At 73.6% G+C, this 13,609-nt stretch carries 11 protein-coding genes; 9 read left to right on the forward strand and 2 right to left on the reverse strand.

Going from position 1 to position 13,609, the window contains the following annotated elements:
• Positions 1–55: 55 nt before the first annotated feature.
• The 5 genes from NQZ70_RS07535 to NQZ70_RS07555 all read left to right on the forward strand — a co-directional run bounded on the left by NQZ70_RS07535 (position 56) and on the right by NQZ70_RS07555 (position 7,620).
• Positions 56–2,689: an RND family transporter gene (locus NQZ70_RS07535; protein WP_129573611.1), complete on the forward strand. Its 2,634-nt coding sequence runs from the start codon at positions 56–58 to the stop codon at positions 2,687–2,689.
• Positions 2,686–3,891, forward strand: a complete 1,206-nt coding sequence (locus NQZ70_RS07540; RefSeq protein WP_129573612.1) for a glycosyltransferase family 1 protein — start codon at positions 2,686–2,688, stop codon at positions 3,889–3,891. Before NQZ70_RS07535 ends, NQZ70_RS07540 begins: the two co-directional genes overlap by 4 nt.
• Positions 3,892–3,933: 42 nt before the next feature.
• Positions 3,934–5,259 carry a glycosyltransferase gene (locus tag NQZ70_RS07545; protein WP_272828055.1) on the forward strand — a complete coding sequence of 442 codons (1,326 nt, stop codon included), beginning with the start codon at positions 3,934–3,936 and terminating at the stop codon, positions 5,257–5,259.
• Positions 5,260–5,314: 55 nt separating this feature from the next.
• Positions 5,315–6,763, forward strand: a complete 1,449-nt coding sequence (locus NQZ70_RS07550; RefSeq protein WP_129573613.1) for a GuaB1 family IMP dehydrogenase-related protein — start codon at positions 5,315–5,317, stop codon at positions 6,761–6,763.
• A 320-nt stretch (positions 6,764–7,083) separates the two neighbouring features.
• On the forward strand, positions 7,084–7,620 hold the full coding sequence (locus NQZ70_RS07555) for a lysophospholipid acyltransferase family protein (protein WP_237245124.1): 537 nt from the start codon (positions 7,084–7,086) through the stop codon (positions 7,618–7,620).
• Between the two features lie 49 nt (positions 7,621–7,669).
• On the opposite strand, the gene NQZ70_RS07560 is transcribed toward NQZ70_RS07555, so the two are convergent.
• Positions 7,670–8,137, reverse strand: a complete 468-nt coding sequence (locus NQZ70_RS07560) for a hypothetical protein (RefSeq protein ID WP_129573615.1) — start codon at positions 8,135–8,137, stop codon at positions 7,670–7,672.
• A 466-nt stretch (positions 8,138–8,603) separates the two neighbouring features.
• Between NQZ70_RS07560 and NQZ70_RS07565 the strand changes: the two genes are divergently transcribed.
• Positions 8,604–9,038, forward strand: a complete 435-nt coding sequence (locus NQZ70_RS07565) for a hypothetical protein (RefSeq protein WP_207217770.1) — start codon at positions 8,604–8,606, stop codon at positions 9,036–9,038.
• Between the two features lie 205 nt (positions 9,039–9,243).
• Here the strand turns inward: NQZ70_RS07565 and NQZ70_RS07570 are convergent, their stop codons facing one another.
• Positions 9,244–9,840, reverse strand: a complete 597-nt coding sequence (locus tag NQZ70_RS07570; RefSeq protein WP_129573616.1) for a hypothetical protein — start codon at positions 9,838–9,840, stop codon at positions 9,244–9,246.
• Between the two features lie 289 nt (positions 9,841–10,129).
• Between NQZ70_RS07570 and NQZ70_RS07575 the strand changes: the two genes are divergently transcribed.
• The 3 genes from NQZ70_RS07575 (at position 10,130) to NQZ70_RS07585 (ending at position 13,586) form a co-directional block, all read left to right on the forward strand.
• Positions 10,130–10,513, forward strand: a complete 384-nt coding sequence (locus NQZ70_RS07575; protein WP_129573617.1) for a PAAR-like domain-containing protein — start codon at positions 10,130–10,132, stop codon at positions 10,511–10,513.
• 90 nt (positions 10,514–10,603) lie between these two features.
• Positions 10,604–12,706 (forward strand): DUF4215 domain-containing protein, encoded by a 2,103-nt coding sequence (locus NQZ70_RS07580; RefSeq protein ID WP_237245125.1) that lies wholly within the window; start codon positions 10,604–10,606, stop codon positions 12,704–12,706.
• Between the two features lie 106 nt (positions 12,707–12,812).
• Positions 12,813–13,586: a ribonuclease HI gene (locus NQZ70_RS07585; protein WP_129573618.1), complete on the forward strand. Its 774-nt coding sequence runs from the start codon at positions 12,813–12,815 to the stop codon at positions 13,584–13,586.
• The last annotated feature ends 23 nt before the right edge of the window (positions 13,587–13,609 follow it).

Raw genomic sequence — 13,609 nt, forward strand, 5'->3', positions numbered from 1 at the left:
TAAGACCGGCCCGGCGCCGCCCTCCGCGCGGCGCCGGCTCGAGGTGTTCTTCAGCATGCTCCTCAGGATGATCGGGGCGCTCGTCGACTTCAGCGGGCGACGTCCCTGGCTCGTGATCGGCCTGGCGATCGCCGCCATGGCAGGGCTATGGGGTTACGCTTCGCGGCTCGAGCTGCGCACGGAGCTCCGGGAGCTCTTGCCGAGCGACAGCCCGGCATTCATGGCCTACGAGCGCCAGGCCAAGCGCGTGGACGGCGGCGCGCAGCTCATCGTGATCGCCGAGTCGCCGGACCGCGGCGCGAACGAGCGGTTCATCGACGCGCTCTCGGAGCAGCTGGAGGAGCCGCTCCGGCGGCGCGCGGCCTGCGTCGCGGCGTGCGCCGACGACGCGTGCCGGAGCGCGTGCGGGCCCGCGTCGCTCATCCGCTACGTGGAGACCGGCACCAAGGACGTGCGCCGCTTCTTCGACGAGAACAAGTGGCTCTACGCGGGCGTCCGGGAGCTCGAGCAGGCGGACGAGGCGATCGAGCTCGAGATCGCGCTCCGCAGCGGCCTCATCGACGACCTCGAGGCGGGCGAGGGCGGCGGCGCGAGCGGCGCCGCCAGCGGGGGCGAGGCGGGCGCGCCGGCGAAGAAGGGCCTGTCGCTCGACGACACGTGGGCGGAGCTCCAGCGGCGGCTGAAGAAGATCGACGAGTTCCCGAGCGGCTACTTCTCCACGCCCGACGGCCGCATGGTCGCGATCCGCATCGTCTCGCGGAGCGCCGGGATGGGCGATCGCAGCGCGGCCAAGCTCCTCGACGAGGTGACCGCGCTCGTCGGGCGCCTCGATCCGGCGAAGTTCCACCCGGCCATGCAGGTCGGGTACGCCGGCGACATCCCGAACGCGATCGCCGAGCAGAAGTCGCTCGTGAGCGAGGCGGTGTGGGCCACGGTCATCGCCCTCGTGCTGATCCTCGGCGGCGTGGTGCTCTACTACCGCTCGCCCTGGTCGCTGATCGTGATCGCCCTGCCCACGGCGTTCGGCGCGAGCGCCGGGTACGCGTTCGCGACGGCGACGTACGGCTACGTGAACACGGTCGGCGCGTTCCTCGGGGCGATCATCGTCGGCAACGGGGTCAACTACCCGATCGTGCTCCTGTCCCGCTACCGCGACTTCCGCGCGCGCGGCATGGCGGCGGACGAGGCGCGGCGCGAGGCGGTCGTCAACGCGTTCCGGGCCGAGCTCGTGGGGGCGTGCGTGGCGGCGATCGCGTACGGGTCGCTCACGATCACGCATTTCCGGGGGTTCAGCCAGTTCGGCACGATCGGCTTCGTCGGGATGCTCATGGTGTGGGCGTCCATCGTGCCGCTCGTGCCGGCCACGCTCGTCGCCATCGAGCGCGTCCAGGCGAGGCTCCCGCGCTGGCTGCGCGATCCGGCGCCGCGCGTCTCGGACGAGGGCACCGCCGGGCCCGGGGCGCGGCTGCTCGCCCGCGTCACGAGGCGGTGGCCGGTCGTGGTCCTCGCCGTGGCGCCGGCCGTCCTGATCCTCGCGGCGTGGAAGCTCCCCGCGTACGTGAAGGACCCGTGGGAGTACAACTTCGCGCGCCTCGGCTCGAAGAGCTCGCGGGAGAAGGGCGCGGGGAGCTGGTCGCTCAAGGCGTCCGAGGTGTTCGGCGGCAAGATGAACGTCGCGGGCGCGATGATGCTGGCGGACACCCCCGAGCAGGTGCCGGCCATCAAGGCGCAGATCCTGGCGAACGACGCGAAGGACCCGGAGGGCAAGCTCGTGGCCGACGTCGCGACCATCGCGGACGTCCTCCCCGGCTCGCCCGAGGAGCAGCGCCAGAAGCTCGAGATCCTGGGGCGGATCCGCGACCGGCTGACCCCGCGCGTGCTGAAATCGCTGTCCCCGGAGGATCGGGAGCGCGCCCTGCAGATGCGGCCGCCGGAGGCCCTGCGCGTGATCACGCCCCACGATCTGCCCGACCTCATCCGGCGGCGGTTCGAGGAGAACAACGGGGTCGTGGGCACGGTGTTCTACGTGAAGTACAAGAACAACGTCTCGTTCTCGAACGGCAAGAACCTCCTCCGGATGGCGAACACGACCGGCAACGTTGTCCTCCCCGACGGGACGCACGTCATCACGGCGAGCAGGCCGACGGTCTTCGCCGAGATGATCCGGTCGATGGAGCGCGACGGCCCGCTGGCGACGGCGGTGTCGTTCCTGGCCGTCACCGGCGTGGTCGTGCTCGCGACCGGGAGCCAGATGGGCGCTTTCTCGGTGCTGTCGGCCCTCGTGCTCGGCGTGCTCGGGACGGCGGTCGCGATGGCCATGCTCGACGTGAAGATCAACTTCCTGAACTTCATCGCGCTCCCGATCACCTTCGGCATCGGCTGCGAGTACCCGTTCAACGTCTTCGATCGCGCGCGCCTGCTCGGCGGCGACGTGGCGCTCGCGCTGAAGCGCTCGGCCGGGCCGGTGGCGCTCTGCAGCTACACGACCGTGCTGGGCTACGGGTCGCTCGTCTTCGCCGACAACCAGGCGCTGAACTCGTTCGGCTGGGTCGCGGTGAGCGGCGAGATCGCGTGCGTGGCGAGCGCGCTCCTGTTCCTGCCGGCGCTGCTCCACGTGATGAGCCGCTCCGGGGCGCTCAAGCGCGCCTGGAAGGGCGGCCTGCTCTGGAGAGGGAGCCACCACTCGTGAAGATCCTCGACGTCGCGGAGTTCTTCTCGTCGCGCGGGGGCGGCGTGCGGTCGTACCTCGAGGAGCTCGTGCGCCAGGGGAGCCGGCGCGGCCACGAGGTGGTCGTCGTGGCGCCCGGGCCGCGCGACGAGGTGGTGCCGCTCGAGCAGGGCCGCATCGTGCGGGTGGCCGGCCCGCCGATGCCCTACGACCCGACGTACCACGCCCTCCTCCGGCTCGGCGCGGTCCGCGCGATCATCCGCCGCGAGGCGCCCGACGTGCTGCAGGCGAGCGCGCCGTACACGGCCGCGCTCGTCGCGGCGACCGAGCGCGGGGTCCCGCTCCGCACGTTCGTGTACCACTCCGACCAGATCAGCACGTACGCCGCGCCGCTGCTCGACCGGCTGCGCCCGCGCGCGGTCGCCCGCGCCCTGGAGGGCGCGCTGTTCGCCTGGCCGCGGGCCCTGTCGCGGCGGTTCGACGCGACGATCGCCCCGGGGACGTTCATCGCCGAGCAGCTCCGCGCGCACGGCTGTGAGCGCGTCCACCGCGTCACCTTCGGCGTGCGCCGCGAGTCGTTCGACCCCTCCCGCGCCGACGCCGCGCTGCGGCGGAGCCTGCTCGGGCGGTTCGCGGACGACCCCTCGGCGGCGCTGTTGCTCGTCGCGTGCCGGCTCGCCGTCGAGAAGCGGGTCGCGCTCGTGATCGACGCCGCGCGGGAGCTCGCGGCGCGGCGCCCGGTGGCGCTGGCGGTGCTGGGCGACGGGCCCGAGCGGGCGCGGCTCGAGCGGCGCGCGGCCGGGCTGCCGCAGGTGAGCTTCCTCGGCTTCGCGAAGGACCGCGCCACCTACGCGGCGCTGCTCGCCAGCGCCGACGTGTTCGTCCACGGGGGCGCCGCCGAGACGTTCGGCTTCGTGCTGGGCGAGGCGCTCTGCTCGGGCCTGCCGCTGGTCGTCCCCGCGGCCGGCGCGGCCATGGACTTCGTGAGCCCCGGCGCCGCGGAGGCGTATCCGCCGCGCGCCCCGGCCGCCGAGGTCGCCGCCGCGATCGAGCGGGTGCTGGAGCGCCCCCGGGCCGAGCGCGCCGCGGCGGCCCGCGCCGCGGGCGAGCGGCTACCCGCGAGCGACGAGCACTTCGACGCGCTCTTCGCGCTGTACGCGGACCTGCTCGGCCGCGGCCAGGGCGGCGGGCGCGCCGGCGGCGGGCCGCCTCGCGATGGCTGAGCCGCCGGAGCGCCGGAGCGCCCGAGCGCCTGGATCGTTGCGATGGAGTCCGCGACCGTGCGCCCGTTCCTGCTGATCTCGCCGTATTTCGCGCCCCAGACGAGCGTGGGCGCGTTCCGCTGGGTGAAGCTCGCGCGGCACCTGCCGCGCCACGGCTTCCGTCCCGTGGTCCTGTCCGCGACCTTCCCCGGAGACGCGCGCGACGACGGGCTCCTCGCGGCGCTGCCGCCCGAGGTGGAGGTCGCCGATGCGTTCCTCGACCCGGCCGTGCTCGCCGCGGAGGCCGCGTTCGCCGCCGTGCGCGCGCGCGTGCCGCGCCGGGCGGGGCCCGGGGGCCCGCTCGTGGGGCTCCGCCCGTTCCGGGCGCTCACCGATCGCTGCACCCTGCACGCGCCCCACGCCGCGCGCGTGGCCGTCGCGCTCGCCCGCCGCGCCGGCGCGCAGGCCGTCGTGGTGAGCGCCGGCCCGTTCTCCGCCTGCCCGGTGGGGCTCCACGTGAAGCGCGCGCTCGGCGTGCCGCTCGTCTTCGATCTGCGCGACCCGTGGTCGCTGCACGAGACCGGCCACGGCCCCCCGTCCGGCCTGGCCGAGCGGGCGCGGCGCGCCGTCGTGCCGCGCCTCGAGCGCCGCTGGCTCGCGGGCGCCGACCACGTGATCCTCAACACGAGGAGCGCGCTCGAGGCCTACCGCGCGCGCTTCCCCGAGCTCGCGACGAAGTCGTCGTTCGTGCGCAACCACTTCGATCTCGCGCTGTACGTGCCGGCCCCCGCGCCGGAGCCGCCGCGCTCGTTCGTCATCCTCCACCTCGGCACGCTGCGCGAGGAGACCTCGGCCGACGCGATCGGGGCCGTGCTGCGGCGGCTGATCGACCGCGAGCGGCTGGCCCCTGGCGAGCTCGTCCTGCGGCAGATCGGCCGGACGTCCGCCTACGATCGCGACCGCTTCGAGCGGCTCGGGCTCACCCCGTACATCGAGATCCTGCCGCCGATCCCGCAGCGCGACGTGATGGCCGAGCTGCGGCGGGCGCACGTCCTGCTCACCCTGGTGGACCCTCGCGTCGTGCTGCGGATCGCCGCGAAGACCTACGACTACGCCGCGTCGGGCATGCCGATCGTCAGCGCCGCGGCGAACCCCGAGGTCGACGAGCTGCTCGCGCACCGCAGTGACAGCGCGCGCGTGCCGCCCGACGACGTCGAGGGCCTCGCCGCGGCGCTCGCGCGCCACCTCGCGCGCTTCCGCGAGACGGGCGCCCTGCCGGAGCCCGCCCCGCCGCCCCCGGACCTCTCCTCCGAGGCCGCGGCCGCCCGGATCGCCGCGATCCTCGACCGCGTCCTGGCCGGCGCGCCCCACCCCGCCGGCAGGCACTAGACTGCCGCGCGCCGCGCCGCCTTCGCGGCGCCACCACCCTGGATCGGAGCTGTGCATGCGCTTTCTCCACCCCGAGCGTGACGAGTCCCTGGAGCTCGCCCTCGAAGACGTGTTCCTGACCCCCGGGTACTTCGCCGGCGGCTCTCGCCTCGACACCGACCTCCGCCCCACGGACTTCCCCGGCGGCTCGCACCCGATCGTCTCGGCGAACATGAACGCGGTCACCGGCAAGCGGATGGCCGAGACGATGGCCCGCTTCGGCGGCCTCGGCGTGCTCCCGCAGGACATGGATCTCGACACGGTCGAGCGCATCGTCGGCCACATCAAGCGCGCCGACCCGCGGTACGACACGCCGCTCTCGGTCTCGCCGCGGGCGACGCTCCGCGACGTGCACGGCATCATCCGGAAGCGGTCGCACGACATGGTGGTCGTGGTCGACGACGAGCGCCGCCCCATCGGCATCGTCACCCACGCCGACCTGCGCAACCGCGACCAGTACACGCCCGCGTCCGCGCTCATGTCGTCGCGCCTCATCACCATCCAGGCGGGCACGCCGAACCGGACGGCGTTCCTCCTGATGGAGGACGCGCGCGTGAAGGCGGTGCCCGTGCTCGACCAGGAGGGCCGGCTCCACGGCGTGCTGACCCGCGACGACGCCGTGCGCCTGGAGCTGCTCCGGCCGACGCTCGACGCCCGCGGCGAGCTCATGGTCGCGGCGGCGATCGGCATCTCCGCGCAGGCGGCCCAGAGCGCCGCGCGCCTGCTCGAGATCGGCGTCTCCGCGATCGTGCTCGACACCGCGCACGGCCACCAGCGGCGCATGATCGAGGCGGTCCGCGCGGTGCGGAGGGCGATCGGCGACGCCGTCCCGCTCGTGGCCGGCAACGTCTGCACGGCCGAGGGCACGCGGGACCTCATCGAGGCGGGGGCCGACATCGTGAAGGTGAACGTCGGCCCCGGCGCCATGTGCACGACGCGCATGCAGACCGGCGCCGGCCGGCCGACGTTCTCCTCGGTGCTCGTGTGCGCCCGCGAGGCCAGCCGCCACGGCAAGCGCGTCTGGGCCGACGGCGGCGTCCGCCACCCGCGCGACGTGGCGCTCTACCTCGCCGCCGGCGCCTCGCGCGTCATGGTCGGGACGACCCTCGCCGGCACCTACGAGAGCCCCGGCGACGTGATGGAGGACCGCGAGGGGCTGCTCTACAAGGAGAACTACGGCATGGCGAGCGCCCGCGCCGTCAGCGAGCGCACCGCCGATCTCGACCCGTTCGAGCGCGCCAAGAAGGTCTTCTTCCGCGAGGGCATCTCGACGTCGCGCATCTACATCCACGAGGGCCGCGAGAGCGTCGGGGCCATCCTCATCGAGATGATCACCGGCGTGCAGTCGGCGTGCACCTACGCCGGCGCGGCGAACCTCGACGAGCTCCACGACAAGGCCGTCATCGGCGTGCAGACGCTGGCCGGCTACGGCGAGGGCAAGCCCCACGGGCTCGAGCGCCGATGAGCGGCGGTGAGCGGCGATGACCGGCGGTGAGCGGCGATGACCGGCGGTGAGCGCGCCGCGCGCCGTCACGGTCGTAGATCCGCGTAGCGCCGTGCGCGCGCCGCGCGCCGCGCGCCGCGCTCCACGCGCGCGTGACCGCGGCGCGGAATGACGGAAGCGTGACGTGACTTCCACCCGGGCTGCGACGAATCTCCGGCTGCTTACCGTCGAGGTCGTCCATGCCGAGCGCCGCTGCACCGCGTCTTTCCGCCACCCGCCGCGCCATTCGCCGGTTCATCGGCCAGACATGGCTGTCCGTATTCGGCTGGCGCGTCGAGGGCGTGACGGATCTGCCGCCGAAGGCGGTGCTGATCGCCTGGCCCCACACCTCGAACTGGGATTTCCCGTTCACGCTCGCGGTGAGCTACATGCTCGACCTCGAGTTCTCCTGGCTCGGCAAGCACACGCTCTTCGAGCCGCCGTTCGGCGCTTTCTTCAGGTGGCTCGGCGGCATCCCCGTCGACCGCCGCGACCGCAACAACCTCGTCGCGGCCGTTGTCGACGTGCTGAAGCAGCACGATGAGCTCAAGCTGATCATCGCGCCCGAGGGGACGCGCTCGCGCACGAAGCGCTGGAAGACGGGCTTCTATTACGTGGCGCTCGGCGCCGGCGTGCCCATCATCCTCGGATACCTCGATTTCCCCAGGAAGCGCGGCGGGATCCTCCACGTCTTCTACCCGACGGGCGACATCGAGGCCGATATCGCGGCGATTCGCCGTTACTACGAGGGCATCGAGGGAAAGCACGCGAGCCGGATGAGCGAGATCACGCTCGGCCCGCGGAATGTCCCGGCGAACGGGGTCGCGCAGCACCCGTGAGCGCGGGGCGGCGGCGCGCGGGTCGTCCGCGCGCCGCCGGGGGCGCTCGTCAGCGCAGGGACGGCGCGCGCGCCGACGAGGCGGGCCCCGCCGTGATCCTCGCGGTCAGCACGCCCGCGAGCGCCCACTCGAACGCCGAGCGGTCGGTGTAGACGTTGAAGCGGCCGCCCGTGGCGAGGTTGGCGACCGTGACGCCCATGGCGACGAGCCCCGGCTTCACGAGGATGTGGACCTCCTTCAGCTTGCCGGGGTTCCGCAGGTGCCACGCCGTGAGCTTGGCCCGGACGTCGCTGTCGTAGCCTGCGCCGAGCTCGAAATCGTCGAACACGATCGGGTGCAGGCCCGAGTCGATCAGGGTCTCCAGGTGCCTGACCGCCGGCTCGATGAGATCGAGCGTCGCGTACCCCTCGAAACGCCGCGTCACGACGTCGGACGCGGGCGTGCGGACGTCCAGGACCCCCCTCGAGGTCGACCAGCGATCGCCCCGCGCTCCGAGCCGCGTGTGTGCCAAATCCATCTCGAATTCGAGACTTTAGTCGATAGTCGGCGCTTCGCCATGCGATCCGTCCGTACCGCGCCGCTCGCCGATCCCGGGGGTCGGCCGCCGGCGTCGTGCTCGCGACCGAGCGGCGCCTGCCGGCGGGAGGGCCCCGCGGCTGCGAGGGCCGGGGAGGGCGCGCGCGGTCGGCGGGGCGCGCGGCGGCGCGGAGCGAGGCGCGCGCGGCGGCGGAGCGGCTGGCGAGGCGCGCGCGGCGGCGGAGCGGCTGGCGAGGCGCGCGCGGCGGCGGAGCCAGGGGCGAGCGCGCGCGCAGCGGACCCGCCGGCTCGTCCAGCGCGTCCGGCCGCCGAGATGCATCTCGGTCAGCGCCGTCCGCGCCGCCGAAAGCGGCTATGATGCCGCCGCGGTTTCGGCCGCCGGCCGGTGCCGGCGGCTCGCGAGGCGTCTTCGCCCGCAGCAGAGGGATGAAGGAGGAGCTACCGAGATGAGAGGATATGTTTCCAAGGTGCTGCGGCTCGCTGTCGTGGCGTTTGCGTGCGCGATGATGGCGGGCTGCGGCGGCCCGCTGCGCTACACGCCGCAGGGCATCGGGAAGGCGCCGGGCGCCGACGCCTTGATCGTGGCCGACGTCAATTTCGACGCGGCCATGACCCGCCTCGACATCAGCGCGAAGAACCTCCCGCCGCCCGAGCGCATCGATTCGAGCAGCTCCGCCTACGTCGTCTGGGCGCGCCCGGACAGCGACTCGCCCTGGCAGCGGGTCGGCGCGCTCAACTTCGACGCCGATGCCCGCACCGGCAAGCTCAAGGACGTGAGTGTGCCGCTCACCCGGTTCGAGCTCGTCATCAGCCTCGAGCAGAACGCCAATCCCGCATCGCCCTCCTCGGAGCTCGTCTTCAAGCAGGACGTCGAATACTGACGAGGCGGCGCCTCCGCCGAACGGGCGGAGTACCGGCGGATGCCTGGCGAGGTACCGGCGGATGCCTGGCGAGGTACCGGCGGATGCCTGGCGAGGTACCGGCGGATGCCTGGCGAGGTACCGGCGGATGCCTGGCGAGGTACCGGCGGATGCCTGGCGAGGCATCGCCGGGTACCCCGCGGGCAGTGCGGCGCCGGCGGCTGAGTCAGATCGGCGCGGGCGCCGGCGGTTCAGCCTTCGGCGCATCGGGCTTCTTCCCCTTGCGCGCCTGCTTGGTCATCGCCCGGAAGTCGTCGAGGACCGGCGCCAGGACGGCGCGGAGGGTCGCGTTCTGGCGGGCGATCGTGCGCGCCAGGTCGAGCGCGGCGAGGCCCGGACCGATGACCGCCTCGCCGGTGGCGAGGGCGTCGTCGTCGAGGTGGCGCGCCAGGTCCTCGAGCGCGTCGGCGACCTTCTGCTCGGCCAGGGCGCGCTTCAGGCGCCGCTCCAGCAGCTCGACCTCGAACCGCTCGGGATCATCGCCGTCGTCCTGATCCCCGAGCACATGGAACGGTCGGGCGAGGACGCTCTCCTTGCCGTCCTTGGGGCGCAGGAGCGCAAACAGCTTGCCGAGCGGTGGCCCCAGCACGGCGAGGCTGCGGCCGAGGCTGCGCTTGCGCCGGTCCTCCTCGAGCCGCTCGATGCCAGGCCAGAGCGCCTTGATGGCCTCGACGTGAGCGAGCGTCTTCTCGACGCGCTCCTCGATCTGGGCAGCCGAGAGCTGATCGACGTCCGTGGGGTCTTGCACAGGTTGCTTGGGCATGAACTGACCTCCTTGGTTGGGCGCGCGCCGAGAGCGGCGTGCGTGGATCCTGGGAAGCTACGTGGAGGTCGCGGCCGGACGCAATCCGCTCGACGCGACGGAGATTTGCTCGACGAGCGCACGTCTCGCACGTGGCAAGGCAGAGCGGATGTCTTCACTCCGCCCGCGGGTACGTTCCGTCTAGGATGTATTGGTGCGTCGGAGATGCTGCCAGTTCTAAAGAGTGCGGTATGCGGTGCGCCACAAGGCGGCTGCCTTCACGCGGGGAGGCCAGTACGCTGGTCTTGTCATGGGGAAAGTGACTGCGCTTGGGCTGGATACGATCACCGACAAATCCGGCCATCAGATGACGGGCATCGCCGTGAGCGTCTGCCTGACCCCCGCTGCGCCGAGCCCCTTACCGATCCCGTACCCCACGATGGGGACAGTGGCCGAGAGGATCACCGACCCGTGCATGCGCACCAAGATCAACGGCGCGAAGATCCTCACCGTCGGCGGCTGCATGAAGGCGTGTCATGGCAACGAGCCGGGCACACATCGTCTGATGTCGGCGCGCCGGCCCTGGCGTGCGCTCGCCGCCTTGGCCGCGCGCTCGGGCGTGAACGTCCGCACGGTCTCGCAGCGGCCTCGCGCGCTCGGCCGCTGGCGTCCTCTCGATTCCATATCAGTCTAGTGCGCTGAGGATCGACCGCGCGAGTCCGTCAGGCTCGGAACGAGCCTTGAAGGGACATCGCCGTTCCCGCGAGACGCGGAGGAGATCGAGGTGCCAGTGCCAGCGGACCTCTTCAGAAGCGCTCCGTTCACGAGGGCCCTGTCGCCGCTCGTCATCGTCGCTGCCATCACCGCATCCGGCTGCGATCAGCCCCGGGAGCCGTCGGGCTCGGAGGTCGGCGGCGGCGGGAACGGCGAGGGCGGCGGGAGCGGAGGGGCCGGCGGAAGCGGCGGGAGCGGCGGGGGCGGGGCGCCCTGCAGCGTGGCCGCGGATTGCCCCGGGGTCGACGGCGCGTGTCAGCGGCGCACCTGCGAGGGCGGGCGGTGCGGCCTCGACCCTGCGCCGCGGGGAAAGCCCGTGGCCGAGCAGGTGCCGGGCGACTGCAGGAAGAGCGTTTGCGACGGGCAAGGCGCCGTGATCGAGATCGACGACGAGCTGGACGTCTTCTCCGATGGAGACCCGTGCTCGGCCGACGTCTGCGTCGCCGGCGCGCCGGAGAATCCGCCGGCGCCGGCCACGACGGTGTGCGGCGGGGCCGATCCGTCCGGAGGGCGCTACTGCGACGGAAACGGCGCCTGCGTCGAGTGCCTCGCCCCGGGCGATTGCCTGAGCAACGTCTGTGTCGGGAACAGGTGCGTGGCGCCCGATTGCGGCGATGGCGCGACGAACGGGGCGGAGACCGACGTCGACTGCGGGGGCTCCGCGTGCGTGCCGTGCCCGGACGCGGCGGCGTGCCTCGCCGACGCGGACTGCCGGAGCGGGATCTGCAGGGACGGGGCGTGCAGGGCGTCCTCGTGCACCGACGGCGCGACGAACGGGGCGGAGACCGACGTCGACTGCGGCGGGCCGGCGTGCCCGCCGTGCGCCACCGGCAAGGCGTGCGCGGCGGACGGCGATTGCCTCGGCGGACGGTGCTCGGGGACGACGTGCCTCCCGTCGTGCACCGACGTCGCGCGGAACGGCGCGGAGACGGACATCGACTGCGGCGGGCCGGCGTGCGTCGGGTGCGCCGCCGGCATGGGCTGCGCGATCGGGCGCGATTGCCTGAGCCGCGTCTGCAGCGCGGCGGGGACGTGCGCGGCGCCCGCGTGCGGCGACGGGGTCGTCAACGCGGCCGGCGAGGCGTGCGACGACGGCAACGCGAGCAACACCGACGCTTGCCTCACGACGTGCAAGGCGGCCTCGTGCGGCGACGGGTTCGTGCAGGCCGGCGTCGAGGCGTGCGACGACGGCAACGCGAGCGACGCCGACGCCTGCCCGGCCGGCTGCGCGGCGGCCGCGTGCGGCGACGGGTTCGTGCGCACCGGCGTCGAGGCGTGCGACGACGGCAACCGGATCTCCGGCGACGGGTGCAGCCCCGGGTGCCTCCGCGAGGGGTGCGGCGACGGCGCGATCCGGTCCGGCGAGGAGTGCGACGACGGCGACATGGACAGCACCGACGGCTGCCCCATCACGTGCCGCGTCGCGCGGTGCGGCGACGGGTTCGTGCGGGCCGGCGTCGAGGGCTGCGACGACGCCAACACGGCGAGCGGCGACGGATGCAGCGCGACCTGCGTCGTGGAGGCGGGATACGCGTGCCGGGGCACGCCGAGCGTGTGTACCTCCTCGATCGAGCGCAACTGCGGGGATGCGGAGGACAACGACCTCGACGGCGAGACGGATTGCGACGACCCGGACTGCGCGACCGGCTGCGACGGTGGCGTGGGCGGCTGCGCGCCGGGGCAGGTGCTGTGGGTGGAGTCGTCCACGGACGTGCCCAAGGCGGTCACGGATCGCGCGGTCGCCGCCAGCGTCCTCGCGGTCGGCGCGAGCGGCGCGGTGCGGCGCGTGACGCTCGAGGTCGATATCGCGCACTCGTTCGACGCGGACGTCGACATCTCGCTCGCCTCTCCGGCGGGGACGATGGTCGATGTCTCGAGCGACAACGGGGGCTCCGGCGACGACTACCGCGGGACCCTCTTCGACATGGGGTGCAGGACCCCGGTCACGGCGGGCGTGGCGCCGTTCCGCGGGTGCTTCCGCCCGGAGGCCTCGTTCGCGGCGTTCGTGTCCCGGCCGGCGAGCGGCACGTGGACGCTCCGGGTCGGGGACGACGCCGGGTCCGACTCCGGCACGCTGAGCTCGTGGTCCCTCGCCCTCTGCATCGAGCGGTGACCGCGCCGCGCCGCGCGTCCGGCCGCGCCCGTCCGGTCCGATCGTCCGCGCTCGGCTGGCCGGGTCTCCCGTACCGCCGGCCCGCGATTCATGCCAGGGTGCGCGCGTGCCCTGGGTTCGCGCATCGCTTCGAGGTCAAACCGTCTACGCCCGCGCCGATGCCGCCGGCGCCTTCGTCGCCGAGGAAGGGGGCGGCGTCGAGATCCGCTACAAGCCGAACGACGGCCGCAAGTACAAGGCCCGCCTGGACAACCTGACCATCGTCGACCCGAAGGTGCTGCCCGACGACACCTGCGGTCCGGCCGAGGCGGTCGTGAAGGCGCGCGCCGGCGAGCAGCCCGACGGGGCAGGGGGCGCAGGCGCGCCGGCGCCGGCCGGGGCGGCGCGCGGGCAGCGCAAGGCGCCGGCGCGGGGGGCGACCGCCGCGGCGCCTGTCCCGGAGGGGGCCGTCATCGTCTACGCCGACGGCGCGTGCTCGGGGAACCCTGGGCCCGCGGGTCTCGGCGTGGTGATCATCGACGGCGGCCGGCGGATCGAGCGCAGCGAGTACCTCGGCACTGCGACCAACAACATCGCGGAGCTGACGGCGATCCTCCGGTCGCTCGAGGAGGTGGACCAGCCGGAGCGGCCCATCGTCATCCACACCGACAGCCAGTACTCGATCGGCGTGCTCCAGAAGGGGTGGAAGGCCAAGGCGAACGCCGAGCTCATCGCCTCGCTGCGGGACGCGCTCGCGGCGCGGCCGCGCGCGCGCCTCGTGTACGTTCCAGGGCACGCGGGCGTGCTGCTCAACGAGCGCGCCGACGCGCTCGCGCGCGAGGCCGTCCGCGAGCGCGCGTCCCGGCGGACGGTATACCCCGGCGCTGCCGGCTCCGGCTGATCGCGCGCTTTCCGGCAGACGGT

Origin of the sequence: Sorangium sp. So ce836 (assembly GCF_028553905.1) — a bacterium.
Lineage (GTDB): Bacteria > Myxococcota_A > Polyangia > Polyangiales > Polyangiaceae > Sorangium > Sorangium cellulosum_D.

Excerpts from the sequence above, each read along its gene's own strand:
- NQZ70_RS07535 (WP_129573611.1), top strand. The coding sequence starts at position 56 with ATGCTCCTCAGGATGATCGGGGCGCTCGTCGACTTCAGCGGGCGACGT.
- NQZ70_RS07560 (WP_129573615.1), bottom strand. The coding sequence starts at position 8,137 with ATGGATTTGGCACACACGCGGCTCGGAGCGCGGGGCGATCGCTGGTCG.
- NQZ70_RS07575 (WP_129573617.1), top strand. The coding sequence starts at position 10,130 with ATGGGGAAAGTGACTGCGCTTGGGCTGGATACGATCACCGACAAATCC.
- NQZ70_RS07570 (WP_129573616.1), bottom strand. The coding sequence starts at position 9,840 with ATGCCCAAGCAACCTGTGCAAGACCCCACGGACGTCGATCAGCTCTCG.
- NQZ70_RS07545 (WP_272828055.1), top strand. The coding sequence starts at position 3,934 with ATGGAGTCCGCGACCGTGCGCCCGTTCCTGCTGATCTCGCCGTATTTC.
- NQZ70_RS07565 (WP_207217770.1), top strand. The coding sequence starts at position 8,604 with ATGAGAGGATATGTTTCCAAGGTGCTGCGGCTCGCTGTCGTGGCGTTT.
- NQZ70_RS07550 (WP_129573613.1), top strand. The coding sequence starts at position 5,315 with ATGCGCTTTCTCCACCCCGAGCGTGACGAGTCCCTGGAGCTCGCCCTC.